This is a genomic window from Scytonema sp. HK-05, from assembly GCF_963872035.1.
In the GTDB taxonomy this organism is placed as follows: Bacteria; Cyanobacteriota; Cyanobacteriia; order Cyanobacteriales; family Nostocaceae; genus Kalymmatonema.
Window position 1 is genome coordinate 1 of record NZ_CAWMYC010000008.1, and the last position, 25,718, is coordinate 25,718.

The window sequence follows — 25,718 nt, forward strand, 5'->3', positions numbered from 1 at the left end:
CACTAAGCGTCAAATTTTACCAAACTGTATTGGAGTCAACTGAAAACCGCTATATTGTCCAAATACTATCGCAACGCCTGTTTGTGCTAGTGAAACCCCCCAGTGATTGCTGGAGGGTTTTGCTTTGCGTTCTTTAAGGCGTTGCAGTAGTAAACGAACAAAAAACAACGCGCTTACGTATAATATTATCAATGAACCCAGTTGTCATAATTGCTACTGATGTACATATTGACATCTAAGAAGCACGGCAAGATGCAGGGTTCTGCCATGATTCATGAGGAGCGGTAGTCGATGCATCAGCTGTAAGTATTACCTCCCCTTTTTCGTTTATCACCCAACCAGTAGCTTCTACAATGCGTTCTGGTGCATTAGTAGTTGGTTTGGTGGTAACAGATGGACTCTTGCGGTTGTCAATGTTTGGGTTGAGAGTTATCAAATCTACAAGCACGGCGTCTGGTGTCAACATATCAGAGGGATTGGGAGGTAGACCGCCACGACCTGTAATCACAAAGGAACTGGCTCTTTGCCTGCTGCCTGGATTGCAACCAGTGTCAATTTGCTGTGAAATATCAACTATATTTACGGGCAGTTCCACTAATCCTCGGTTAACATCCACATCGGGTATGATTAGCTGAACAGTGCCGCTTAATGAAGGGTTCGTTTGCGAAATGGCAGTGATGTCGTTCGTCTGTAATTTACTGGGGTCTAAATTATTAGGACTTAACCTCTCAAGTTCTTGCCTACTAAGTGGTGCGATTCCAAATATATTAGTAGCTCTAATTGTGATTTTCCCACCACTGCCACTAAACGCATTTGCGGTGATGTCGTTATTTTCTTTTGGGGCGGCAACGATGAAACCATTGGGAGTATTGATTGTGATGTTGCCACCGTCTCCTGGTTGCTTTGCAGTACCTGCGGTAGTGGTTATCTGACTACCACGACGCATTAGCAATAAATTTTTCACTTGTAAACTAATATCCCCACCCCTACCCAATGCTGTTGTACCTACAAGTTTTCCTTTGTCCAGATTAATCAAGTTTGCATTGACTGTGAGTATGCCTGCATCCCCTAACCCAACACTGCTTATTGTTACTTCAGCATTATCCTGGATATTCAGCGAACTAGTTTCAATCTTTATGCTTCCTGCTTGACCACTAGAACTTTTAGTTGTATTGGCAAATAACCCACTGTTGAGGCTAACTATACCAAAACTATTTAGCTCATCCTCATCGCGGATTGGTTGGGATTGTATAAAGCTATTTGTATTTGGATCAAACTCTAAGTAAAATAGTCGGTTAAGGTCACTGCCTGAGAGAGTAATGCTATCTTTTGCATTAACAGTAATGTTGCCTGCATTACCATTTTTGAGAGCAGTCGTGGCTATTTGTCCACCCCCCGTAATCTCAAGGTTATTGACGTTCACTGTAATGTTGCCACCATTACCTTCACCTCTGGTTGTTGCATTCAATATTGCCTTGTCCAATAGATGTAAGGCATTTGTTTGTACAGTTATATCACCGCTACTACCTTTTCCAAATGTTGTGGTGGAAATACTGCTATCATCTGCCAAATAAACGGAGTTATTAGACTGCACTGAGACGCTTCCGGTATCCCTATCTCCAAAATAGTTCAAAGTAAGGATAGAACTATCATCTGTCAAAGAGATAAAGTCGTTAGCCTGTAGCGATATGTCCCCAGGTTTACCAGTTCCCTTAAAGAGGATGTTGGAGATAAAGCTATCTGCAATAGAGAGAGAGCCATTTGCCCGAATCAATATATTTCCGGGACTACCAGTAACACCATGCTGGTTATTTTCAATACTGCCCGACTGAATTGTAATCATTTCTGTAGCATTGAGAGTAATATCTCCTGCCTGAGCATTGGGAGATGTTGAATTCTCTGCTATGCCAGCAACTAGCTGACTACTAGTAATTTCTATATTCCGGGCGTTGACCCAAATACTACCGCCATCGTTACCCGTTACATTTACACCATTTCTAGGTGATAGAATTGCTGCCCCTTCGTTAGTAATGCTTACATCTGCTCGCGCCACCCCTTCAGGAAAACTTAGACTCAGATTACTACCGTTTCCTTCAAGCCCAACTGTTCCCGCTCCTGAAAGGCCTCCCAACTCGACACGACCACCGGGAGCAGTTAGGCTTCCACTGTTCAACCTCACATCACCACCCACTAGTGCTAAAGTTTTACCAGGCTGCACTTGTAGACCAATAGTTTCATCACTGGTATTGGTTACTAGAGATCGATTAAGAATACTTCCCGGATTTACCCCATATTGCAGACCCATAGGAACACTCACAGTCAGTAGAGGCGTAGTTTGGGAAGCAGTAGCACTAAACTCAAAGCCATCTGCAAATTTCAGGCTACTTGCCGTGCTACCAACAAACGAACCACGTACATCCAACCGTGCATTCTGCCCAAATACAATTCCATTGGGATTAATCAAAAACAGGTTAGCTGTACCATTGGCTTTAATTAACCCATCAATATTAGAAACTGACCCACCCGTTACCCGACTGATGATGTTTTGAATATCCACAGCATTGTTGAAGAAAGCAGTGCCACCAGTGGGTACAGAAAATTCTTTGAAGCTGTGGAACAGATTGCCGCCAGCTTGAGTTCCTGCATTAATAACGCTAGTGTTACCCACTTGTGTGACGTTGGAATTAGTGGGTAGAGTGCTATCAGGGGTAATTTGGGCGTTGGCACAATTTCCAAAAAAAGGGAACACACCTCCCATCGCGATTACTAAAAACCAACCCCAACGAGTTCTTATCCCGGACATCGCACCCCTCCACGTTTTGTAGTAGTTGCAAGCTTTGCTCAAAGTAAAGCACGAAGAGTGAACATCAAGTTAACTCCTGCTTACTACTCGGTTACCCAATGGAAGTTTTACGCAAAACCTGCTAATTTTTTACAAAACTTTATAAGCAACGCGCGAGTTTATACGTTCAGTTGCGCGAATCTAGACGTATAAATATCTTTATACGTGAAGCGTTGTTTTTTGCCCGTTTACTATCGCAACGCCTATTTATCACAGATTTTTGTCAATCCTGAATATCAGAACTGTGGTATTGGTTCAGCCTTACTTAACAAAGCTAAAAAAATTTGTCCAGAAGGACTAACGCTGCAAACATTGCAACAAAATACACGAGCTTGCATATTTTATGAGAAACATGGCTTCAAAGCTTGCAAGCTCACAGTAAACAAAATTAATGGGCAACCTAATATTGAATACTACTGGAAGCTTGAGATATAGAGTGTCATCATATACGTTAAATCATACCCTGAACGCCGTAATATAGCGCTTCTCGTTTGGATGAAGTAATTATTTATCTGTGTCCATCTGTGTCCATCTGTGGTTCTTATTTCTTCATGTATTGGACTCAACACCAGAAGCGCTATAAATGCAGGCTAAGAGGATGTTTGCAAAGTGTAGTTTTGTACCAAAATTTATTAATGATCCCCCTAAATCCCCCTTAAAAAGGGGGACTTTTGCCCCCCTTTTTAAGGGGGCAGGGGGGATCAAATAAAATATTTTATACTTCTCAAACATCCTCTAAGCTACCAATTATGTACACATGGTGAGAAAAAAGCCAGTAGCGCGACCAGGAGAAAGACCATAGGTTGTTATTAAAGCTTGCCTGTGATATTGGCTGAACATATCTCCTCCGCAGATTTTTGAACGACACGTAAGGTGGAGAGAAGTCCTGCAGGCGGGTTTCCCGCCGTAGGGAACTTCGGGGCAGTGCTTAGCAAAACCCGAATGTAGTGGGCAAAATACGATAAGCACTGCCCACCCTACAATACTCAAGATTTTTTATAAATCATTTAGGATTGCCATATCACAACACTGTCTCATTATCAATATATGACTAAAGTCATGTCAAATCCATGACTTTTATCTCTAGTCCCAATAAATTTGATTAGCTACTTTACAAATAGCTATCAGTTACTTCTGTTGCTCCAATCTCCGCATTTTAAAAATTTTTCATAAATCACCCGATTGGGTGACATAACAGGATGTTGTATGCTTAGCACTATGCATCTTAAATTGTGGAGAAAACCTATAGTAACATTAGCTGAAACATAATTTATACAAGGTGCACTATTCGCTTCAAAAGACATTCCTGATGTTTTCTAGAGGTTTGAACATGAAATTTGTATATTTTACTTCTGTATCAATAACTTTGGTAGCAATTGTTATTCTTGTTCATACTAAAAATTTATATGCAAGTTCAATGTGTGTAAATCCCAATACTGCATCCTTGGATGAAACAGTAGGTAGCTCTTTGCCAGAGAATACAAGGTACAACTTTTTAGATGTGGTCATTGACCACAGTATCAATTAAATAAAAATAGGTAAATAAAGATAGAATGGGTGAAGTTCAACAGGACGCGTGTTTAAGCAAAGCCCAACTGTTAAAACTTTAATTTGGTTTATCATTCCTCGTCGGACATTTGTCAATAAGGTCTAATCAAACACATACTTTTCCGCCACTTTCCAGTAGCGCGAGAAGCGCTTGAGGTCAATATAACCGTCGTAGTCAAAAAACGGTTCTACTTCAAAAACTTCCAGTTCCACAGAACGCTCAATTTCGTCGCAGATAGCATCAAACCGGGGACTGGGACTGTCTACTGTGACGACTGTTTTGGCATTATGCTCTTTAGCAAAAGCTAAAACTTCTTTTGCGACATCGCCACGGCGAATGACAACGGGTAACTCTAGCAAGCATTCGTAGATAAAGGCGATGCGTTTGAGGCTCAGCTGCCATTCTTCAATTAAAGCATCATCCCAAACCCAGATGGCTGGTGCGTTGGGGTATTCTTGTAGTGCGGGGTTTTGGGGACTCAGACAGTCGCCGTGTATCCAGATAATTGGTTTGCTCATCAGCTATTTCGTATCTGTTCGTCAAACTTGCGTAAAGCCGGGTTGCCAGGATTTTCTTTACGAGCAGCAATGAGTAGCTCTTCTAGTCGCCCTTCAGCATCAGCCCATTCTATCAGGTTGGATACAACTTGTGAGTGGTTTGCACCTCCTGTGATCGCATCCAAATTCTCATCTAACCGGAAGCGAACCATCTGCTTGAGTTTTGCTGTGGTACGAAATGCACTCAGGAGTGCTTTGTGGAACTGCTGCAAGCGATCACCATTGAACCATAGTTCAGTTGGCTTTTGTTGAGGTGATGATTGAGTTCCGGTAATTCCCCACACCAAGTTCTTCAACGCTTTAACATCATCAATACTTTTAGAAAATTCTACCCGTGTATAGTTTTTTAAAAAGACTAAATTTTCGGGTAATTGACTCACGCCCGGAAGCAGAACAGGAATCAAAGGGATATGTTTCTCAACACACATTCTTGTTAGTGAGTCCACTTCCATTCTCTGCCACTTTCCTAATCCTTTCAAACCGATAAAGATAGCGGCAGATTTAACGAGTGGAATTGCCTTTTGGATTTCATCCTGAAATGATCTTCCTGGTGGAATTTGCTCTTCATCAAGCCATAGCTTAATACCGTGTTCCTTGAGTTGATTAGCAAGGGCTCTCACTTCCGGCTTGTCTTCACTGTTGTGTGCTAGGAAGACATCGAATTCTTCGTTTTCAGGTTGTTTTTGAGTATTTAATATTTTTTCCATATGGCGACCTATATGATACCAATTTGAAAAAAGAATGCAACACATAGTAAGATACCCCTCCCTAACCCTCCCCTTAGCAAGGGGAGGGTGCGCGTTAGCGCGGGTGGGGTATCTGTCGCAAACATTTTTTGAATCGGTATGACTTATAAAAATTATCAACCGCCAAGACACCAAGGACGCTAATAAAATAGAGAATTCCACCGTTCAAATTCCGAGCAGTTATAATTCTTCCGTCAGCGGAACCATTATAAATTACATTTTATAAGTCTCGACGTGAGAGAAGAAATACCATCCCCATTCCTCCAAGAACTGCCCATAATTCCCACCCCTAAGGGCAAATGCCCCGCAGGGGCTTCGGTGGTGAAGGTAAGTTCTGAGTACTCAAGCCATTCTTTTTGCAACCACAACGATGACCCTTTTCGACGACGCCAGCCGACGCGATCGCCAAACTTCTCCCAGATTTCTATATCAGCGTCTGGTTTGCCACCGACGCTTTCCCAAATGCGCTTTTGCACGCTAAAGCCGAAGCGCCCATTGCTGTATTTTACCCAAAGTTGGTCAATTGTGCGTAAGTCAGTGCAGGGAAAATTTTCGATGGATTCAGTAGAGAGCCAGCCTTCTTCTTCTCTGCCAGTTGCCTTGAGCATGACAGCAAGAGTTTCCTGATCCGCTTGTTTCCACTGTCCTGCTCTCAGGAAATTTCGTAATCGGGTATAGTTTACACCACGTTCAGAAAGGAGTGAATCAACGTCTACATTTGAATTCCTCAGCTGTCCTGTTATGGCTCCAATTAGTTCTTGCATTGGAGCTTTAGATGTACGCAAATCCACCGCGTGATAATTAAATAACCACCCGTATGGTGTATGGTAGTACTGATTCTGAATTTCTTGGAATGTGTGTTGGCAGCTAGGTAGTATAACCAATCCTACACGAGGCGTAGTTTCTCTTCTAAGCGTGAAAAGTGTGTTATCTCGCCGAGATATTTCTTCCTCAGTGCATTTTATTTCATACTTTTGCCACTCTCCAAACCCTGACGATCCAAGGAATACAGCTATAGCATTCATCTGAGAAAGATTTTCTTTTATCTTTTTCTTCCAATCGTCAAACCCCATGATATCTTTCTCATCCATCCAGGTTTCAATACCTTGCTGGCGTAGCTGATCCCTAATTTGTCTTATCTCTGGCTTGTCGATGCTGTTGTGGCAAAGAAATACCTTATATTGGGATGGATATTGGGATGGATCAGGTTTGTCCTGAGTTAACAGGTCAGGAAGCTCCTCAATTTCCTGACGCATCGCGATGAACCATTCTCGCTCTCCTGTCCCCAAGCTACCATTAGCTTGTGCTTCATCTAGCCACTCTTGTGCTTTTGCAGGATCTAGAAAATTCAGTGCAGTCAGTTGTTGCGCCCGTTCTAATTCAACTCTATCTGCCCAAGGTGAATGCTGTTCGACATACTGCCAAAGCAGCGTAGCGACATCTTGAATTCGTTGTCTTGCATCTTCCCTTTTCACCAACTCCTGCAACAATTCATTGCGAATTTCTGGCTCGATTTCATACAGATCTGCGTCAATTTCACGACACAGCCCAGAAGTGAGAAACTCAAACTCGACGGTGTAAGAAAGTTGTTCAGGTGGATCGAGAAAAAAGTTAATTCGTAGAAAGTGCAGCAACTCAGGATTTAAGGCAACGGGCATTGCAGCGTGATACGCCAGTTGCAAGGCTGCATCTCCATCCTTACCACATCTACGCTTAAAGTCATTCAAACGTCGCTCTAGAAGTTTGTTAGACATGGTGGCAGTTATAGTGGTTTCTCAATTATATATCGATGTCCACGTAGCACATTCACCGCTTTCTGGATACCCTCCCGATTCAAAGGAAACATCGGCACATGACGTGCAATCTGGGCGGCGGTGTTATCTTTCCAATATGATTTAGGCAGGGGATTGAGCCAAACATAGTTTAAAGTATAAGCGCGGAGTGCTTTGATAAAAGAGATGGTATCTAACAGACGCACGACACTATAAGATTTACGCACAGCACCAGCATCACTTATTACTACCACAAATGCATCGCTGGCATATTTCTGGAGGACTTCTTCTACCGCAATCGGAGAGAGCAAATCAGAATCTTCGTAGAGATAACCTGTTTTTAGGGGAGTTATCTGAGGCAAAATGGTATCAAGAACTGGAAAAAGTTTGTTATGCAGAGGTTCTAGCACCTGCTCATCAGCACCTTCAGCAGGAACGTTGTGAAAGTAATAAATTGCTGTCTCTTCCAATCTGCCTGCTTGTTGAATTGCTGTGCAAACCTCTTTACAAAAGCGGTGGAAAGCAGTCATTGAACCTTGGTGATCCACAAGCAAAAGTAACCGCGCAACGTTGCGGCGTCTCGGTTTTAACACAACAGAAGTTGCTGTTCCCTGTTGACAAAAACGCGCAATTGTCAGTTCAACATCCAGTTCTGTTGCTGCTCCCACCCGCACGGGACGGCGTAAGCGCCGCCAAGTTTGAGCGACTTCTCGAGAGGTTAATGGAAACTGCGGTACGAAGATAAACCGACGTTCCGAAAGTTGCACATCTTTTAAGGAAATCGGAGGTAAGCCGCTACGAGATTCGGTTACAATCTCCTCACGCTCCTGATGCTCCGGAACGTCCTGATGCTGTTCTTTTTTTGATGAGTCTGTAACATCAGCATCAAAATCTTTTTCCGCTTGCACAGAAGACAATTGCCAATCTTCGTTTTTTGGTGCAAGTTGGTTAAACAGGGCAGTGAGAATTTCCTGTTCTTGGCGCGACTTTGCCCAGAGGGAATTGCACAGATCCCGCAGTGCTTCTTTTGATGACCAACCAAAGCCAGCTTGCAAGGACTGGCGCAGTGCTTCGTAGTCATCTGGTGTGAGTGGAAACCCACGACGACGTAACTTTTGAAATAACTCCCAGAGAAACGGAGGTAAATTGGGTTGCTTCAGTGCTTCATACTCATCTGGTGTCAATGGAAACCCACGACGACGAAGCTTTTGAAATAACTCCCAGAGAAACGCGGGTAACTTGAGTAGCTTCACTGCTTGGCAAAAGCCTCCATTGCGCGTTGGCGATCGATCTCTTGCTTGAGCAACGCTCCCAAATACGGCAGTTTGTCAAGTTCTTCTACCGGGGTTTCTACCGCTTTCAAATAACCCACCCAGTCCAGCAGTTCACTCAAACCCGGTGGCTTGGTGAGGTTGATGTCGCGAAGCTTTAACAAAACTTCGATAGCTTTTTTGCTCAATTCTGGGTTAGAAATCTCGTGAGTTGCTAAAACCTGTTGCAAATCCTCCTCTGTTTCGGGAAATTCAACGTAGTGAAAAATGCATCGCCGCAGAAACGCAGTCGGTAATGCTTTTTCTTCATTGTGTGTGACAAACACGATTGGGCGTAATGCTGGGTTCTTGCCAACGGCGTAATATATCTCTGGAGCCTCAGTGACTCGAAACTCCAACCGATCCAACTCCCATAACAAATCGTTGGGAAAGTCGAGATCAGCTTTGTCAATTTCGTCAATGAGTACCACAGAACGACGCCCATATTGAGCGCGGGCGATCGCTCTCCCTAAAGGACCTAATTGAATATAATTACGAATGTCTCGACTACGCTGTCCTTCAGCCCCTAACTGAGCATCATAAAGACGATTGACAGCATCGTAGGTGTAAAGTAAATCTTGGGCACGGCTGGTGGATTTGATATAACTGACTTCTAAAGGCAAGCCCAAAGCATAAGCGACAGCATAGGCTAAGCGTGTTTTCCCACAACCAGGTTCACCTTGTAACAGTAAGGGACGACCTAAGGCGATCGCTAAATTAACTGCTTCAACCAACTTGTCGTCAGGTAAGTAGGGTTCCTTATATATTGTTATCGTCTTTTTTGCAGGGTTTTCTTCAGATACTGCGATTTCCAGAATTTCGATTTCACGAGAGTCGTCCAAGGATTTGTAAGCGGTGGTAGAAAAGCTGGTAGACGTATCAACAGAGCGCTTAGACATAACTCTGAATCCTTTGCTCCAGTTCTTGTAGAAAATCTTCTTCTGAAGGTTTTTTTTGTAAAAGCTCAATACAGGTCTTTAAATGTTCATACACATATTCGATATCTAAAAGTTTTTCTTGAGAATCATCCTGGTCTAGACAGTCTTGAATCATCATTTTCTTCCATTTCTGTTGACACTCTTGTGTCCATGTAAGCTGACGCGCTACCTTAATAACCCAATCATTTGCATCTGCTCTTGTAAATTGTGGAGACATTAGCTTATTCACGCCTTCTGGAAAAATACTATTTTCACTACCAAACATAATTACAATTAAGCGGTGTTTAGTATTATTATTTTGAAATTCATCAGATATCTTCCGCCAGAATTCGTCAGTCATACTTGTATTCTGGTTAGAAGCATCAACAAGGATACGACAAATAACGTCGCTCTTTTGTAGGTTATCTTTGTTAGCTTTTATTTTTCCTACTACTCTGTCTACAGAACCCAATTTGGGTTTGAGCGTTGTTTCTATGATTGTGATGTGACTTTTATTGAGTTTGTCTTGCAAACGCTCACAGAAGTATATTGGAAAATTAGATTTGTCATAGGGCACAGCTAACCCAATGAGTCCCTGCTGATCGTCTAGTTCATTGAAACAGTATCGAATTAATTCGCTCAAGTCAAAGTTGCAAGGATTCAGCCATTCATGGTGGGGTTGTTTTGTTGCAGCTTGCCCTTCCAATAGTTCTGCACAAATTTTCTTCAAGTCCGGGTTACCGGGATTGCCGCAATAGTTTTCACTACGTGCAGCAATTAGCAGATTTTCCAAATTCCCATAAGTTTCAGCCCATTTAATCAGTTCAAATACAACGTCATCATGGTTACCTGTTGCTATCTCGTCCAGATTCTGTTTGTTGAATCCAAAGAAAACCATCTGCTTTAGTTTAGCTGGATCAGGAAATGCACTGAGTAGTGCTTCTTTTAACTCCCGGAACTGTTTACCATTTAGCTGCATTGTGCTGAGTTAGGTTAGTCAACATAAACTCTAATAAACTAAAACAGATTCAAATTGCATATTTCCGGTTGCGTTTAGTTTTACCTTTTGCCTTTCTTACCTTTCTGCCAACTCTGACTATTAGATTGTTTGCTAAATTCCCCTTTAGGAAACAGTCGCGCTTCTAATTCTTCGTAACTTCCTTCAAAGTCACACTTACCATACAAGGGACATTTTCGGCAATAAACGCCTTCGGTGTAGCGTTCTAAGTTTTCGCGGTTGAAAAAATACGGTTTGTGACTGAAGGTGCTGGCTACCCATTGCCACGACATATTATTGCTTGCCGGATCACCATCTAAAAGGTGTTCGAGAAACCACTTTGCTCCCGCTTGCCAACGAATGCGCCGCCAATGGACAATGTATGCTGCTATCCACATCCTTGCATGGTTGTGCAGGTAGCCAATTTCCCGCATATCATGACTAAAGCTGTCGATGCAAACGCGTCCTGTGGTTCCTTGTTTGATGTCATCGGGTAACTCAGGTGCATATTCAGCGACAGTATAGCCAGTTTTGTAATCCTCTTGGTCTTTCCAAATACCATCACCTAGCTTGACATATAGCCGTTGCCAGTAGTCACGCCAACCCAACTCGTTAATGAGTTTCGTTGCATCGTCTTGGGACTTGACGCGCTGAAAAACGTAATCCCGAATTTCTCGTAAGCTAAGAACGCCGTAGCGAATGTAAGGAGAAAGCCGCGTTACAGCACCTGTGAAAAAGTTACGTGTTTTCGCGTAGCGTACGGAGTCTACTTTTTGCAGTACCGCCTCAGCGGCTTTGCGTCCACCGAGGGTTTCGCTGATGTGGCGATCGCGTTCTGCGGCTTTAGGGAATTGTTCTGTGAGGTAGGCTACCAACTCTTCGCGGTTGGCAAAGTCGCGTTGCATATCTTTAGTCATTTTGCGTCAAAATAGCAGGTTAAAATAGCCAGATGAGTAAAATTCCAGCTTTACAAATAAAGCTTGCCGACCCAGGCTAATTTCCTATTATCGCGTATCTATTGCACCACCTACCATTTCACCATTTATTAGGAAAATTTGACCATACAATGGTTAATATCACTTCCGTTTATTGAACTATGGTTCAAGTCATCCAAGCTCAAAATGTCTCTCTTAGCTATTTAGAAGAAAGATTTGGTTTGCAAGTAGCGGAGAATGAGGAATTTTTTACAGAGTGGTTTGAGGGTTTACCTGAAATTACAGTTTTAGAAAAGCAATATTTAGACAGAGTTAAAACCAACTTCCTCAGATTGGTTAAGCGCCCACCAATCTTAGAGGATGCGGTCAAAATGGTAGTTTTGTCTCCTTTATTAGATTTAGCAGGCTTTTATAGTGAACCTTTTTTTATTGCTACCGAAGAATCTATAGAAATTGCCTTGGAGGATGAAGAAGAAATTATTAGAGGGCGAATAGATGTTTTAGTTTTGCAACAGCAGTTGTGGTTGTTGGTTATTGAATCCAAAAGGGCTAGTTTTTCTCTTTTAGAAGCAATACCCCAAGGATTAGCTTATATGCTGGCAAATCCTAATCCAGAAAAACCTGTATTTGGATTAGTCATTAATGGAGAAGATTTTCAATTTCTTAAGCTAACAAAGCAAGATACACCTAAATATGCTATGTCTGATAAATTTACTTTATCTAGAAGAGGAAATGAACTGTATCAAGTTCTCAGTATATTAAAGAAACTGGGTACAATTTTAATTTGATAATTATGTCTAGTCGTCCTATTTACCTAGATTGCCACGCTACTACACCTGTAGATGAACGGGTACTTGCTGCTATGCTGCCCTTCTTTACAGAACACTTTGGCAACCCCTCCAGCATCAGTCATGTTTACGGTTGGGAAGCAGAAGCTGCTGTGAAACAAACGCGGGAAATTTTGGCAGCAGCAATTAACGCAACGCCGGAAGAAATTATTTTCACTAGTGGTGCGACAGAAGCGAATAATTTAGCTATCAAAGGTGTTGCTGAAGCCTATTTTCAAAAAGGACAGCATATTATTACTGTTGTCACTGAACATAGCGCAGTTCTTGACCCTTGCAAGTATCTTAAAACCCTTGGTTTTGAAATGACATTCCTTTCAGTCCAAAAAGATGGATTGATTGATTTAACTGAGTTGGAAAAAGCTTTTCGTCCCGATACAATTCTCGTTTCCGTGATGGCGGCGAATAACGAAATTGGTGTTTTGCAGCCATTGGCAGAAATTGGCGCAATGTGTCGGGAACGCAATGTCCTTTTCCACAGCGATGCAGCACAAGCTATTGGTAAAATACCTCTAGATGTGCAGGCGCTAAAAATTGATTTAATGTCCCTAACAGCACATAAAGTCTACGGTCCAAAGGGTATTGGTGCGCTGTACGTTCGCAGGCGTAACCCTAGAGTACAACTAGCTCCGCAACAGCATGGTGGTGGGCATGAACGGGGAATGCGTTCTGGCACTTTGTATACACCGCAAATCGTAGGATTTGGTAAGGCTGTGGAGATTGCTTTACAAGAACAAGCGACAGAAACCGAACGCCTCACACAGCTAAGACAAAGATTGTGGGAACAACTTTCTCAGCTAAAGGGAATTCATCTCAACGGACATCCCACTCAGCGATTACCGGGAAATCTCAATATCAGTGTTGAAGGGGTAGATGGTTCTGCATTGCTGTTAGGATTGCAATCAGTGATGGCGGTGTCTTCTGGATCTGCTTGCTCCTCGGCAACGACTGCCCCTTCTCATGTTCTCACAGCACTGGGACACTCGGAAGCGCTCGCTTATGCGTCAATACGGTTTGGTATAGGACGGTTCAATACTGCTGAGGAAATTGACAAGGTGGCACAGCATACAATTGCCACCATTCAAAGCTTAAGAAAACAAGGTTCTTTTGCAATGCATAATCGGTAAGTGTTTTGAGCAATAGGTGCAGTGGGCGATCGCTGGTTGTACCGCACTGCCGGAGGCGATCGCCATATGTGACATACATCGGACTTACGCAGAAGAGATCCCCCAACCCCCTTAAAAAGGGGGCTTTTAAGATTCCCCCCTTTTTAAGGGGGGCTAGGGGGGATCGAGGTTTCGGGTTTTCAGTGCGTAAGTCCTGATACAGATAAATTTATAATTCCTGCGTTACCTCACCCGCCTCCCTTCCCCTCTGCGCGAGTTCGGAGAGGGTTGGGGTGAGGTTCTTCGTTTTTTATAAGTACTCATCCGGACATCATATTAGCCAATGCTAGCAGCACGAGACAACCAAACACAGCGAAAATGTTCAGCTATTGGGAGTGCTTTGAGAAACTCCTGCACGGATTCTAATTTCCATTGCAAGGGTGCAGTGGGTGATATCTTAGATGCCGTTGCTGCATAGCGTAGGATTGCTTCCATCAACGCCGCCACCTCGATAAGAGGTTGTGTGTGCAAAAACGAGGGGAAAATACGAGCTTCAAAGGTAAATTTATCAGGGATGGGGTGAATTAGGTTTTTGAGGTTAAAGTCACAATATTTTGTTAATTCAAGTTTGGCAAGACGTGCTTTAGCATCAAACCAGGACAAATCGCGAAAATCAGATTCGTTGATCAGTACCAACAACTCCTCATCCCACATTCCCAAGCGCCTGCATCTGGAGTTAGTTCCTACCAATCGTTTTAAATTTTCCCCATGTGTCCATAAAAGATTCACTAGATTAGCGAAAACAGGGGCAGAACATAAGGCGATACCATCGAAGTGTAGGTGGGTTGCACCTTCAGCGGGAATTGTGAAGCCAAGAACGCGTGCTGCTGATAAGAGAACCTCCAGGCGATCGCCATGATTGGTATCAATAGGTGGGGTAATTAACTCACAAGGACGTTCGCGTTCTCCTGGTAGAGGTGCGGCGATCGCAATTGGATTGCCTGTATTATCAGCAACACGCACCATCCCCCCAGGTCCTGCTTCCGCATAGGTAGAAAATAAACTCGCAATTGGCTTCAGGACTGTGGTGAGAGAGTCAGCAGGGTCAGCTTGGCTGTTCACCAGTTGCAGAAGTCTGGTATCATCACTAACAATTCGATACCATCCTGGTTTGGGTTTTTGAGTTTTATCCAAGTCGTCCTGAAGGGTGAGATCATCCACACATCTTGCAATCAAACGCCCCTGTTGATCAATCACCTCAAACCCCAAAGTCAGATTTTGGAACAAGGGAGTTCCCGGAACCTGACTTGGTTCAGACTGAGGATGAAAGACACGACGCACTCCCGCATCATGTTGTTGGGCTATTAACTCTGCTAAATCCTGTCTGCTGAGTCCCCGAGGTGCCATCAGCTCAATTTCAAAGCCAATTTTCCAGTTTAAAGACATATAGCGTAATTCAATTGAATAAAGTAATTAATTATCTGTGTCCATCTGTGTCCATCTGTGGTTCATTATTTCTTTGTGTACCTTACTCCGGGTTCTTACCGCTATAAGTGTTTCGTAATCACATTCACCCTGCACTTCCTAGATCTAGCGGCGAGAATATCGTAACGCTTGTTCAATCATCTCGTTATTGCCCAAAATTAAGTTGCGCTCAATGCGTAGTTTTGCATCCATAGGTGAGCGATCGCCCCAAAATTTAGCAAGTGCTCTTGCATCATCATAGGAATAGTTTGACTCTCTAAAAAATTTGTAGGAGCTTGGGTTTTTGGCTGGTTTCACCGACTGTAAAGCTTTCACCCTTGCATCTACAAGAAACTGGTTGAGGATAGCAACATTTTCTGGACCCCAAAGAATCTTTCTGCCCATTCGAGCCTTAGCATCGCTCACCGACTGTCCCCAATAATCTGCCAAAACACGGGCATCCCAATAGTCGTATTTGCTATTGAAAAAAGCTTGAAGTTCTTGTTCTTCTGTCCCGTTTTGTGCTAATAGAATATTGCCGTTCTCTCGTTGAGCGCTCAATTGAGTTGATAGGGTAGTGCTACTAGTCTCTTGGGCAACAGCTGCATTGATAGAAGTGCCAACAGAACATAGCAAACTTAATAACAATAAGAAAATCTTAAAATTACATTTCATTTTGAATAAATCCTGTATTTTGGATATTTGATTTTGACTTTTTTTCTGGACAATCGAGGTACTAGTTTGACCTAATAATTTCTCATAAAATCTCTTTTTTTCTCTCTGCGCTGACGGACACTTTCTATCTCCTGCGGAGACGCTGCGCGAACAACGGGGGGAACCCCCCTATGCCTACGGCACGCCAAGGGCGAACGGGTTCACCAGTCCCCTGGGCGTGGGAAACCCGCCTGCTTTCTCTGGTTCACCGCACAGAAGTGTCCTCCTCTGTGCCTCTGCGGTTTTAAAGTAATTTAACCACAGAGGCGCTCCAGAACACAGAGTAAAGAGGTTAAAACAGTGAACAGTACCAGCCGCAGTGCGTATGGTGGGGGATGCGCGACCCGCCACCAACGCCTTCCACGCTCTTGGTGTGGTGTTTTCCCCAGGAAGCGATGAAACTGATAACTGGTAACTGATAACTGATAACTGTTAAAAAGGAATTCAGCTTTGGAGTTTTCTCCCTTGATTTGATTGATGTTTGGTTTCAATTATTAATACAGTCCTGAAGAAGGATTTTTCTGAAAATCGCAGAAATTTCTAGTAGCTTGATCAAGCTTTAATAATTTGCGGCTTTCTGTCCAACAGAACAGCAACGAGCAGCAAAAAATCAAGTCACTTCCAAAAGATATTGCATATATCATCGTTTAGCTGCGCTGCTGGACTGCTTGCAGCACAGTTTCTATTGCTCGCTCTTTTTGCGGGTCTGCACCTTGAGCATACTCCAATGAGAATGGAACGTTAATATCAGGCGTGACTCCTTTACCTTCCAACCGTTGATTTTCGTTGATAAACACATTTGAAACTGCTAAGTAAAGGAAGCTACCATCTGACATCAAAAAAGGACGACCAGCAACCACTGCTCCCGTTGTCTTGGAACCAATGACAGGTCCTATTTTATGTTGCTGGAAGGCATACGCCAAAATTTCCTTACTACTTCTGCTCCCTTCATTGATGACCATAACTACAGGCTTTTTCCATTGAGAAATATAAGTATATCTCTTGCCATTGCGGGGAATACTGGTAATACTAGGACCTTCTTGTGCAGTGAAGATGTTCAGATAACCAATATCTCCTCCACCCCAACCATCTCGTAAATCCAAAACCAACGCTTGTGCATCTCTAAGGCGACCGTAGATGAGGTCTTCTCGAAGTTTCTCCTGATCTGGATCAGCAGCATTTGACCAGATATGAACATAGCCAATTTTCTTGCCGTTGCGTTGAATAACCTGAGTACTGGCTTGCTGCGCCTCCAGAAACATGGTTGACGCGTCGAACATCTTGGGAGTCACAGCAATTTTTTCTTGGCTGTTGGCGTCAGGTGTTCTTTGAATCAACAGCGTGACTTTCTGACCTGCTTTACCTGTAAAAGATTGTATCGGCTGGTAAGGACGATTATCTACGCTTAGGAGTTGGTCGCCCACTTTTAACCCAGTTTTAGCAGCAGGACTTCCATCGAGAATACCACTGACAAAGGTCTTACCGTTAATGTCTTTGGTAATTGCACCAATACCACTGTATTCAATCTTGCCTTTTGGGAAGAACTTCTTTAACTCCTTTTGGAACTCAGGGTTCCTTGGCTGAAAAATCCCCAAAAGCTGGTAGTATGCTGGCTCATTTGGAATGTAGAAGCGAGTGTGAGAGGTTCGCAATTCCGAAAGCATCTGATTGATAACACCAGCAACTTCTTGAGTGGACTTGGTTCGCACGGCTTGAGGTTCATACTTTTGCCGTATTGCTTTCCAGTCCACTCCGTTAAATTTTGGGTCATAAAAGTTTTCGTTAACAGTTTGCCAGACTTGGTCAAAGATTTTAACCTCTGGTTTTGCTAGTGTTTTGGGTAATGGTGAAGTTAACCAGAGGAAAAGCAAGACTGAGAAACTGATCACCGTTGCTGTAGCAAACTTATTTAACTTTGGGAGGACAAGTCTTTTCATTATGTCTCCTTTCTGGTTGTTCTTCTAGCGTAGACGCGTTGTAGAGACGTAGAATGCTATCAATACGGTTCCGATAAGACTTGATCCCCCCAACCCCCCAAGGGATCGGGGGGCTAGGACGCAAAGACAAAATTTTCTTGCGTCCTCGTGTCAGTAAAGCTTTATCTACTTGGCTTAATTGCTAATTGTCACCGTCCAGATGCGTCCATAGTTGCTAGGAATAGTGACCCAATATTCAACAAGACTGGGAACGTTGATTAAATTGTCTTGTCCGTGAAGTTCTTCTTGATAATTTCCGGCAATAGGGAACCAGAAAGGCACACTAGTAGCGCTATCACCAAAGTTAAGTGCTACAAGGCTGAATTTGTTAGCGTGTTGGCGAGAGAAAAGGAGAACATTTTTTGAGTGATAACGGTCATAGTTGTTATAAAAGAAATGATTTCCTTCACGAAATTGGGGTTGTTCACGCCGCAGTTTAATTAGCTTCCTTACTAAGGTAATGACACTGTTGCCAATGGGATCATAAAAATTATCCCATCGCACAGGTCGAAACAACATCACTCGTCCAAATCCTTGTTCTGGAAGGTAATAGTTTTCGCCAAACTCCTGACCTTGCCAAAGCATGGGAATACCTTTGGCAGTTAAGATCCCGATCAAGTACGGCTGAACTTTATACCACAGGTCGCGATTACCTTCTTGTAATAATTCGTTATCCCGAGTGATTGTACCAAAGTTGTAGACAAATCGGGAGTGGTCGTGATTTTCAATATATTGCAGCGCTGTCTTGGCGATTTTATCATCGTTGTTTGTAATTTCTGTTGGATAGCCATCAAGACCAAATTGAAAGCCGAGGTTAGCTAAATCGCCTCGATTTCCATGAGCTACCTGTTTAGCTGCACCCAATGTTTCATTCTGCCAGGTACAGTTGGTATAAGTTGCTTGAAGAATCTCTCGTGGTCCTTCTAATTGTTCCGCACACTGAATCAAATTTATGGAGTCATCGTTGAAAAATTTTTGCCAGTGACCGCCTGCGTCTTTCTTTTGTTTGACCGTTTGGTAAGTATTAAAAACTAGGTTAGCGTAACCGTTTCCTGTAGCGCCATCCCAGTAATTGGGTACGCAGTCATACCGAAAGCCATCGACGTGATAAGTATCAAGCCAGTGATAGTTGACTGTAAAGAAAAAGTCTTGGGTAAACTTGCGATTATAGTCTGTACTTTCACCAAAATAATCTTTAGCAAATGAACCCATAAAAGGGTTTTCACGGTAATCTAGCTGTTTGTAAAGATAAGAGTAAGGAAAGCTGTCGCTGGTGTGACCATAAACAGCATCCAAAATCACAGCAATATTGTTTTGATGTGCCGTTCTGAGCGTAGTCCTGAGCGAAGCGAAGGAACAGGAGCGTAAGCGCAAAGCGCACACCGAAGTGAATGCGCAGCGTGTCCCCTTGGGACTCAGAATCCCAATTTTCCGTTGTGCTTTGAGATGCAACACTTGTGCTGTCGCTCCGTTCCTCGGTGAAGCGTCAAAAATCTACTCTTACTGGGCTGGATGTAGAAACCCGCCCTTCTACGAAGTAAGGGCGGGTAGTTCATTTATTTATAGCCACGTCACTTGCGATCGCTCTTGTACCACGCGCTTGTACACATCCTCAGTTTGCTTAGCTAATTTGCACCAACTAAAGCGTCTCTCTAAATCCTCATAAGCGTTATCAATGAGCCATTGCCGATAACCTGGATTTTTCAACACTTCCAAAATACCCCAAGCGAGAGAATCTGGATTGTTTGTGTAAGTCACTATGCCTGTTTTAGTATGTTGCACCACTTCTGGGAAACCACCCGTATCAGAAACAACCACGGGTACGCGAGAAGCAAAGCTTTCTAATGCAACAATACCAAAGGGTTCATAGAGGCTGGGGAAAACAGCACAGTCGGCGACGGTTTGAAATTTATCTAAGTACTCATCTGATATAAAACCCGTAAAATAGCACTTGTGCGAAATTCCCAGATCCCAAGCTTGCTTTTTGAGATGGTCGGTATTGCCGCCACCGATAATGACAAACTTAACATCACCCCCCATCTCCGTTAGCACCTTGGGAGCTGCGCTTAGCAATATAGATACACCTTTTTCATAAGTCATGCGACCTACGTAGTAAACGATTTTCTCGCTGTCTTCGGCAAATTGACGACGAAAATCCTCAGCGTGAAAATCTTCGTGGTGCTGTTTCTTTTCTGGTCTGATACCGTTATAAATAACATCTACCTTATCCCACGGAGCTTGTAGCGCCCGTTCTACTTCCCCCCGCATATAGTCGGTGCAAACGATAATCCGCCAAGCGTTGAAAGCCAGAAGTTCTTCTTTGCTACTAATATAACGGTGAGTATCAGTGTTAATACCGTTATAGCGCCCGTATTCAGTTGCGTGAATAGTTGCAATCAGGGGAACTTTGAAGTTGTGCTTGAGAGCGATCGCTGCATCCCCAACTAGCCAATCATGGGCGTGAATGATATCAAATGGTCCTTCCTCTAGCATCAGCTTACCGCCGTGATGCCCCATGCTGTTGTTCAAATTGACGACCCAGTGGAAAAAGTCGTTACTAGGAGCCACAGGTACGCGATGAACCCGCACTCCCTCAACCACCTCATACATCGGTGCATGACCAAACTCTGGTGTAATCAAGTGGATTTCATGTCCTAGCTTGACAAGTTCCGGATATAACTCCCCTACATGACGAGCAATTCCCCCAACTATCCGAGGCGGGAACTCCCAACTCAATACCAATATCTTCATATATTTCTATCCCCAACCCTTTACAAATCTCTAATGTTTTACATTTATCTCAAGATACAAGTTTGGCTACTATTACAAGTACCTAAATGGAAATTTTTTGATTTTTTTAATATTCTTCCGAAAAAAGTAATGGTAGCGACATTTTGAAAGAAGGAGTCAGAACTCAGGACTCAGAAGTCAGAATAGTTTCTTGACTGCTGGTTCTTAACTTCTGTCTTTCATCGATGGAGTTGTTCTGACTCAAGAATTGCTGTATTCTGAGTTCTATAGCGCAATTCATTGAATGAAGTAATTATTTATCTGTGTCCACCCCCCTCATTCCCCCCTACAAAAGGCGGGAAGACAGAGGAAAGACTTTTATTTATTGTCCATCTGTGGTTTATTATTTCTTTGTGTATCTTACAAAGCTTGCAAACCGCTATATTCTTCCCTCTTTCCTCTTCATTGTTTTTCAAGCTGTTCGCGAAAGGCTAACCAAGCTGCTGTGGCTTGTGGATCAGGGGTTGCACCGCGCTTCAGTAAAATGACGCCATCTCTAAAGCCAATAATTCCATATTCCTGAGTCTTCGTCAGCTGGTCAAACAGTTGTACGAGTTCCCGTAAAAGATTGCGTTCTTCCTTAAATGCTGGTTGATACTGTTGCAACTGCCAAAGGTCTGCGATCGCATAATCCACTTTTATCACTTGGCGTGCATCGTTTCGCAGTTCCAGTGCAGGTAAGCGAATGATTTCGCGGCGACTGGAAAGATGAGGGACAAGGTAAGTGGTTGCAGAGACACTTGCATCTGGTGGAATTTGTGCAAGCATTGGGCGAAACTGCGACACATGACGCCATTGTTGAGGCAAAGATACGTACACCAAAGGATTAAACGAATCAGGTAATAAAAAATAAAATGCTCTATTTAGGCTAGAACTGCTGGAAGTAAAGGAAAATAATAAAGAAAGACTAATACAGACTACCCAAAATCGGCGAAATGAAAGTTTAAATCTTTTTGGATGCTGCGACCACCAAAGAATTGCCCCGTAAAATAGCCCAGGAACCACAGTTAAAGCATAGCGAACATTGATTGCTAGTACCGTCTCTCCCTTCCCCAAAAAAAGTTTCAGCAAGGGGAAACCAGCAACCATCCAAGATGCACCAGAAACAGCAGGTACAAACGCTAACGGTAACCATTGTCCGATTAAATACTTAATAGTTTTGTCTACAGGTGTAACTAATTCTACAATCAATCGCCAAGGATTGCTAATCATCCCCCAAATAATTTCGAGTGTAGAGGCTTTATCGCCATCCGCAAATTGCCCAAACCGTTCTAACATAAACCGCCGGGAAATATCCTCAGAAAACAGCGGCATAATTGCATTGGTGAGGAGCAACATATAACCAAAACTGAGAATGCAAGCAGCCAATCCAGCGCGGGGAAAGCGTTTGCTTAAAATCATGTAAACGCCGACGCTGAATAAATTTACGCCAGCATCTTCCCGAACTGCCAAAATCAAAACTGCTAGCACCCAAAACAGCCACCACCAACGCTTTTCCATTGCCAGTAACAAGCCAAAGACAAACAACGGAATTTGGCTAATGTCATGAAAGTTACTGAAGGTGGGACCAAGAACAGCGTTGGCGGCGTAAAAGCTGAGAGTCATCATCACTGCTAATGGTGGTTGCAGATACAGTCGTGCTAGCACATACAAAACCAAACCAGCCGCAGTGATAAATATAACCTGTAAAACCGTTAGAGTTGCAGGAGAAGGAAACAACGCATATATTGGTAGCCAAAGCAACAACGCTGGAGTAAAGTGTTGACCAAGTCTGTGGTAATAGACTGTGGCAACTTCTCCAGCGTGAACAACATTGGTGGAAAGGCTTGAAGAAAGGGAACTTTGAAAGAATCGACCGTGAAGGTTATTCCAAAAAACCTGGTTAAAAATTCCTTGATCGAAAGAGGCGTAGAAACTGTAGTAACGATTTAAGGTAATGACTAGACAAAGGACAAAGAACACTGCTGCCAATGGCAAGACAAAATTAATATCAGTGCGTGTCTTTGAGTTCAACTCTAGGATTATTCGTAGCTTTTTTCGTAATTTTGACAACATGACTCACTTACCCTGGTTTAGGTAAACGCGGGAAAAACTTTATTGTAGAACCTTGATTTCCACACACTCTAGCAGGGATTTTAAGTTTGACGCAAAGACGCTTCTACAGTAGATCGTAGGGGCACAGCATTGCTCATTGGTGTCAACTTAAAGCTCAAACAGTGAATTTACCATCGTTTTAGATCCCCCAACCCCCTTAAAAAGGGGGCTTTGATTTTATTTCCCCCCTTAAAAAGGGGGCTTTGATTTTATTTCCCCCCTTTTTAAGGGGGGATTAAGGGGGGATCGAAAATCTAGATGGTACATTGAAAAATCCTCAAATGCTTGTCAATAATGACTTTTGGCTTAAGTTGACACGTATGAGCAATGCTCTATGCCCCTACAAACGCGCCATATTAAAAGAGTTCTTTGATTCAGTGGCAGGTCATACCCGCGTAATTGCACAATGAATGCAGTTCCTCATTGTTCCTCTCGCACAACATGCAGACCTTACTTGCTGACGTTCAAAATGTGCTTTCTGACCTACTTAAGCGCTATTCATCCCGTGTAGATTATTTGATGATTCGCCTTGAAGAAGCCGAAGGAACTGATATCTTGTTGCGTGGCGACAAGGTAGAAACTCTTAGCGAAGGTATCTCGATTGGTGGACAGATTCGCGCCTGTTACAAAGGTGGGTGGGGGTTTAGTAGCTTTAACCAGCTTTCGACAATTAGCGATCGCATTGAAGAAGCGATCGCCGCCGCCCGGATTGTTGGTGATGAAGAAACTATTCTAGCACCAGTTGACATAGTGCAATCAGTATGCATACTGCCACTGACTGGAACTGATCCCCGGCAGATTTCGCTGAAAAAGAAAAAAGAATTGTGCGATCGCTACACAGAATTACTCAAAAGCGTTGACAGCCGCATTACCACCACCTCTGTCCGCTATGGAGACAGCGCCCAAAGAGTTATCCTTGCCACTAGTGAAGGGACTTTCATCGAGCAATCATGGGTAGATATGGAAATGCGCTTCGCCGCCACGGCGAGAAACGGCGAAACTGTGCAAACTGGTAGAGAAACCACTGGTTCGCGTAAAGCCTTTGAAGATTTGATGGGTTTAGATGAACAAGTCAAAGAGGCGGCACAAAGGGCAGTTGCTGCTTTATCTCTGCCATCGGTAAAAGGTAATACCTACACCGTGGTGATTGACCCCATTCTCACTGGGTTATTTGTTCACGAAGCCTTTGGGCATCTTTCCGAAGCAGACATGGCTTATGAAAACCCGGATTTATTGGAAGTGATGACCATCGGGCGGCGATTTGGTCCCAAAGAATTGCAGATATTTGATGGTGCTGCGCCACAAGGACATCGCGGTAGTTATTTTTACGATGACGAAGGCACACCTGCAACTACAACCAAACTCATTGAAGATGGGGTTCTGATAGGACGTTTGCATTCCCGCGAAACAGCTGGCAAATTGGGCGAAGCGCCAACGGGCAATGCACGCTGTCTCAGTTATCACTATCCGCCGATTGTACGGATGACGAATACCTGGATTGAACGGGGGAACACGCCTGTTGCGGACTTATTCGGCGGTATCAAAGAAGGAGTGTATGCGCGTAACTGGTTGGGTGGAATGACGAATGGGGAGATGTTCACGTTTAGCGCTGGGGAAGCGTGGATGATTAGAAACGGCAAAATTGCTGAACCTGTGAAGGATGTGACGCTTTCAGGGAATGTTTTTCAAACTTTGGCAGATATTGAGGCGATCGGCGATGACTTTTACTGGGATGAGTCCGGCGGTTGCGGGAAGGGTGGACAAAATGGCTTGGCTGTAGGTTGCGGTGGTCCTAGTTTGCGGATACGTGATGTGGTTGTGGGGGGGGAAGTCGCGTAGAGGAGTGGTGGCAAGACGGTTCCGTTAATTTGTATGAAATATAGCTTTTCGTATGAGAAGCGTATGGTATGTCACAGCATTGCTCATACGTGTCAACTTAAAGCTCAAACACCCAACTTACCATCGTTTTAGATCCCCCAACCCCCTTAAAAAGGGGGCTAAAATTTTATTTCCCCCCTTTTTAAGGGGGGATTAAGGGGGGATCAAAAATCTAGATGGTAGATTGAAAAATGCCCAAATGCATATTAATAAAGACTTTTAGCTTAAGTTGACATCCATTAGCTATGCTGTGCCGCTACAAACTGTTGTATATAAAACTTAATTGCTTTCCTGTTCGTCTAGCCAAGTCACTAAATCAGCTATTGATGACATTCTAAAAAGCGCTCTACCTAAAGCTTATAACTGTTCTTTATTAAAAACTTGAACTCGCTCAAAAATTGACGAATCAAGTTTTTCTCAAATTTCAAACCCGCTAATATCCCTATGTAAGCTGCGATATTTTGCCTCGTCTCCCTATCGGAAATTCTAGCAACACTCTGGGCAACCTGCGATAATAACGCTTGGGGTGAGTTTGTTTGCGTTAACGGTGCTAACGGTAACAGTGCAGGATTGTTGAGAAATTGCACCGAATCTTGTTCCCACATCCGCAAAACGCGATCGCGATGAGTTGTCGTTTCACTGCAATATTCTTCGGTGAATGCTATTTCGTCATTTGTCTGTTGTAAAAAAATGACGACTTGCGTGACAGGGACTTTATACTGACGGATCAATCTGACGGAATAATCCAACATCCGAAAAGAAATCGGTGTTTTAGTCCTTGTTATGGTTTGAAATTCGATGTGTAAAATGGGGAGCATCCCAAATGTTTAAATGTATTGTCATGCTGAATGGAGCGATAGCGGAATGAAGCATCTCAAGCTTTGTTCACGACTTGAGATTCTTCGCTCCTGTTCCTTCGCTTCGCTCAGGACTTCGCTCAGAATGACAAACGTGTTTTTCAAAAATTAGGTTCTTCGCGTAAAATGCGGTTTTCTGTTTGCAGAAAAGTTAAGGAATCAGCGCGAATTGGTTCAATGCTCAATTCTGTTTTTAACACTTCAATGCTTCGTGGTTCAACTGCTAACAACCAACGCGCAAAATCCGTTGGATATTTTTCAGCTAAGATTTTACAAACGTTGTCGTAGCTCACAAATTAAACCTCTAGCATCTCTTTGATTCCATCTGTGTCCATCTGTGTCCATCTGTGGTTAATTATTCTTTTTTTT

At 43.3% G+C, this 25,718-nt stretch carries 19 protein-coding genes and 1 pseudogene; 4 read left to right on the top strand and 16 right to left on the bottom strand.

The genetic code is table 11. The features are described from left to right. Positions 1-235: 235 nt before the first annotated feature. Positions 236-2,803 carry a two-partner secretion domain-containing protein gene (locus AACT52_RS02530; protein ID WP_073635974.1) on the bottom strand — a complete coding sequence of 856 codons (2,568 nt, stop codon included), beginning with the start codon at positions 2,801-2,803 and terminating at the stop codon, positions 236-238. Between the two features lie 219 nt (positions 2,804-3,022). Between AACT52_RS02530 and AACT52_RS02535 the strand changes: the two genes are divergently transcribed. Next, the gene (locus tag AACT52_RS02535) at positions 3,023-3,277 is read left to right on the top strand and encodes a GNAT family N-acetyltransferase (RefSeq protein ID WP_158054979.1); all 255 of its coding nucleotides are present in this window, start codon (positions 3,023-3,025) and stop codon (positions 3,275-3,277) included. 1,215 nt (positions 3,278-4,492) lie between these two features. Here the strand turns inward: AACT52_RS02535 and AACT52_RS02540 are convergent. From AACT52_RS02540 to AACT52_RS02570, 7 genes are all read right to left on the bottom strand, one after another. Then, entirely contained in the window at positions 4,493-4,909 is a 417-nt protein-coding gene (locus AACT52_RS02540; protein ID WP_073635977.1) for a hypothetical protein, read from the bottom strand. Next, complete coding sequence (locus tag AACT52_RS02545; protein ID WP_073635978.1) at positions 4,909-5,655, bottom strand: effector-associated domain EAD1-containing protein; 747 nt, start codon at positions 5,653-5,655, stop codon at positions 4,909-4,911. The genes AACT52_RS02540 and AACT52_RS02545 overlap by 1 nt, the downstream gene beginning before the upstream one ends. A gap of 245 nt (positions 5,656-5,900) precedes the next feature. Continuing rightward, positions 5,901-7,448, bottom strand: coding sequence for a GUN4 domain-containing protein (locus AACT52_RS02550; protein WP_158054982.1), 1,548 nt, complete (start codon positions 7,446-7,448; stop codon positions 5,901-5,903). 8 nt (positions 7,449-7,456) lie between these two features. After that, the gene (locus AACT52_RS02555; RefSeq protein WP_198941098.1) at positions 7,457-8,719 is read right to left on the bottom strand and encodes a VWA domain-containing protein; all 1,263 of its coding nucleotides are present in this window, start codon (positions 8,717-8,719) and stop codon (positions 7,457-7,459) included. Next, entirely contained in the window at positions 8,716-9,675 is a 960-nt protein-coding gene (locus tag AACT52_RS02560; protein ID WP_083630788.1) for an AAA family ATPase, read from the bottom strand. The genes AACT52_RS02555 and AACT52_RS02560 overlap by 4 nt, the downstream gene beginning before the upstream one ends. Beyond that, positions 9,668-10,672, bottom strand: a complete 1,005-nt coding sequence (locus AACT52_RS02565) for an effector-associated domain EAD1-containing protein (protein WP_073635979.1) — start codon at positions 10,670-10,672, stop codon at positions 9,668-9,670. Before AACT52_RS02565 ends, AACT52_RS02560 begins: the two co-directional genes overlap by 8 nt. A gap of 80 nt (positions 10,673-10,752) precedes the next feature. Beyond that, on the bottom strand, positions 10,753-11,607 hold the full coding sequence (locus tag AACT52_RS02570) for an FAD-binding domain-containing protein (protein ID WP_073635980.1): 855 nt from the start codon (positions 11,605-11,607) through the stop codon (positions 10,753-10,755). Between the two features lie 179 nt (positions 11,608-11,786). On the opposite strand from AACT52_RS02570, the gene AACT52_RS02575 reads away from it, so the two are divergent. Both AACT52_RS02575 and AACT52_RS02580 read left to right on the top strand, forming a co-directional pair. Continuing rightward, positions 11,787-12,413: a type I restriction endonuclease gene (locus AACT52_RS02575; RefSeq protein WP_073635981.1), complete on the top strand. Its 627-nt coding sequence runs from the start codon at positions 11,787-11,789 to the stop codon at positions 12,411-12,413. A gap of 5 nt (positions 12,414-12,418) precedes the next feature. Next, positions 12,419-13,597, top strand: a complete 1,179-nt coding sequence (locus AACT52_RS02580; RefSeq protein ID WP_073635982.1) for an IscS subfamily cysteine desulfurase — start codon at positions 12,419-12,421, stop codon at positions 13,595-13,597. 315 nt (positions 13,598-13,912) lie between these two features. On the opposite strand, the gene AACT52_RS02585 is transcribed toward AACT52_RS02580, so the two are convergent. The 6 genes from AACT52_RS02585 to AACT52_RS02610 form a co-directional block, all read right to left on the bottom strand. Continuing rightward, complete coding sequence (locus AACT52_RS02585; protein WP_073635983.1) at positions 13,913-15,022, bottom strand: amidoligase family protein; 1,110 nt, start codon at positions 15,020-15,022, stop codon at positions 13,913-13,915. A 144-nt stretch (positions 15,023-15,166) separates the two neighbouring features. Beyond that, a complete protein-coding gene (locus tag AACT52_RS02590; RefSeq protein ID WP_073635984.1) occupies positions 15,167-15,715 on the bottom strand; it encodes a hypothetical protein in 549 nt (182 codons plus the stop codon). A gap of 686 nt (positions 15,716-16,401) precedes the next feature. Continuing rightward, a complete protein-coding gene (locus AACT52_RS02595; protein WP_073635986.1) occupies positions 16,402-17,691 on the bottom strand; it encodes a S41 family peptidase in 1,290 nt (429 codons plus the stop codon). Between the two features lie 174 nt (positions 17,692-17,865). Then, positions 17,866-19,032 carry an alpha-amylase family glycosyl hydrolase gene (locus tag AACT52_RS02600; RefSeq protein ID WP_233154208.1) on the bottom strand — a complete coding sequence of 389 codons (1,167 nt, stop codon included), beginning with the start codon at positions 19,030-19,032 and terminating at the stop codon, positions 17,866-17,868. 258 nt (positions 19,033-19,290) lie between these two features. After that, positions 19,291-20,481, bottom strand: a complete 1,191-nt coding sequence (locus tag AACT52_RS02605; RefSeq protein WP_073635987.1) for a glycosyltransferase family 4 protein — start codon at positions 20,479-20,481, stop codon at positions 19,291-19,293. 441 nt (positions 20,482-20,922) lie between these two features. Beyond that, positions 20,923-22,575: a DUF2079 domain-containing protein gene (locus tag AACT52_RS02610; protein ID WP_073635988.1), complete on the bottom strand. Its 1,653-nt coding sequence runs from the start codon at positions 22,573-22,575 to the stop codon at positions 20,923-20,925. Between the two features lie 480 nt (positions 22,576-23,055). On the opposite strand from AACT52_RS02610, the gene AACT52_RS02615 reads away from it, so the two are divergent. Beyond that, positions 23,056-24,453, top strand: coding sequence for a TldD/PmbA family protein (locus AACT52_RS02615; RefSeq protein WP_073635989.1), 1,398 nt, complete (start codon positions 23,056-23,058; stop codon positions 24,451-24,453). Positions 24,454-24,878: 425 nt separating this feature from the next. On the opposite strand, the pseudogene AACT52_RS02620 reads toward AACT52_RS02615, so the two are convergent. Together AACT52_RS02620 and AACT52_RS02625 are read right to left on the bottom strand one after the other, a co-directional pair. After that, positions 24,879-25,301, bottom strand: a pseudogene (locus AACT52_RS02620) (hypothetical protein); the annotation flags it as partial. 149 nt (positions 25,302-25,450) lie between these two features. Next, complete coding sequence (locus tag AACT52_RS02625; protein WP_073635990.1) at positions 25,451-25,642, bottom strand: hypothetical protein; 192 nt, start codon at positions 25,640-25,642, stop codon at positions 25,451-25,453. Positions 25,643-25,718: the final 76 nt, after the last annotated feature.

What these genes read in the sequence shown, in the direction of transcription:
- AACT52_RS02530 (WP_073635974.1), bottom strand. Translation starts at nt 2,803, where the DNA reads ATGTCCGGGATAAGAACTCGTTGGGGTTGGTTTTTAGTAATCGCGATG.
- AACT52_RS02540 (WP_073635977.1), bottom strand. Translation starts at nt 4,909, where the DNA reads ATGAGCAAACCAATTATCTGGATACACGGCGACTGTCTGAGTCCCCAA.
- AACT52_RS02545 (WP_073635978.1), bottom strand. Translation starts at nt 5,655, where the DNA reads ATGGAAAAAATATTAAATACTCAAAAACAACCTGAAAACGAAGAATTC.
- AACT52_RS02550 (WP_158054982.1), bottom strand. Translation starts at nt 7,448, where the DNA reads ATGTCTAACAAACTTCTAGAGCGACGTTTGAATGACTTTAAGCGTAGA.
- AACT52_RS02560 (WP_083630788.1), bottom strand. Translation starts at nt 9,675, where the DNA reads ATGTCTAAGCGCTCTGTTGATACGTCTACCAGCTTTTCTACCACCGCT.
- AACT52_RS02565 (WP_073635979.1), bottom strand. Translation starts at nt 10,672, where the DNA reads ATGCAGCTAAATGGTAAACAGTTCCGGGAGTTAAAAGAAGCACTACTC.
- AACT52_RS02570 (WP_073635980.1), bottom strand. Translation starts at nt 11,607, where the DNA reads ATGACTAAAGATATGCAACGCGACTTTGCCAACCGCGAAGAGTTGGTA.
- AACT52_RS02575 (WP_073635981.1), top strand. Translation starts at nt 11,787, where the DNA reads ATGGTTCAAGTCATCCAAGCTCAAAATGTCTCTCTTAGCTATTTAGAA.
- AACT52_RS02580 (WP_073635982.1), top strand. Translation starts at nt 12,419, where the DNA reads ATGTCTAGTCGTCCTATTTACCTAGATTGCCACGCTACTACACCTGTA.
- AACT52_RS02585 (WP_073635983.1), bottom strand. Translation starts at nt 15,022, where the DNA reads ATGTCTTTAAACTGGAAAATTGGCTTTGAAATTGAGCTGATGGCACCT.
- AACT52_RS02590 (WP_073635984.1), bottom strand. Translation starts at nt 15,715, where the DNA reads ATGAAATGTAATTTTAAGATTTTCTTATTGTTATTAAGTTTGCTATGT.
- AACT52_RS02595 (WP_073635986.1), bottom strand. Translation starts at nt 17,691, where the DNA reads ATGAAAAGACTTGTCCTCCCAAAGTTAAATAAGTTTGCTACAGCAACG.
- AACT52_RS02605 (WP_073635987.1), bottom strand. Translation starts at nt 20,481, where the DNA reads ATGAAGATATTGGTATTGAGTTGGGAGTTCCCGCCTCGGATAGTTGGG.
- AACT52_RS02610 (WP_073635988.1), bottom strand. Translation starts at nt 22,575, where the DNA reads ATGTTGTCAAAATTACGAAAAAAGCTACGAATAATCCTAGAGTTGAAC.
- AACT52_RS02615 (WP_073635989.1), top strand. Translation starts at nt 23,056, where the DNA reads ATGCAGACCTTACTTGCTGACGTTCAAAATGTGCTTTCTGACCTACTT.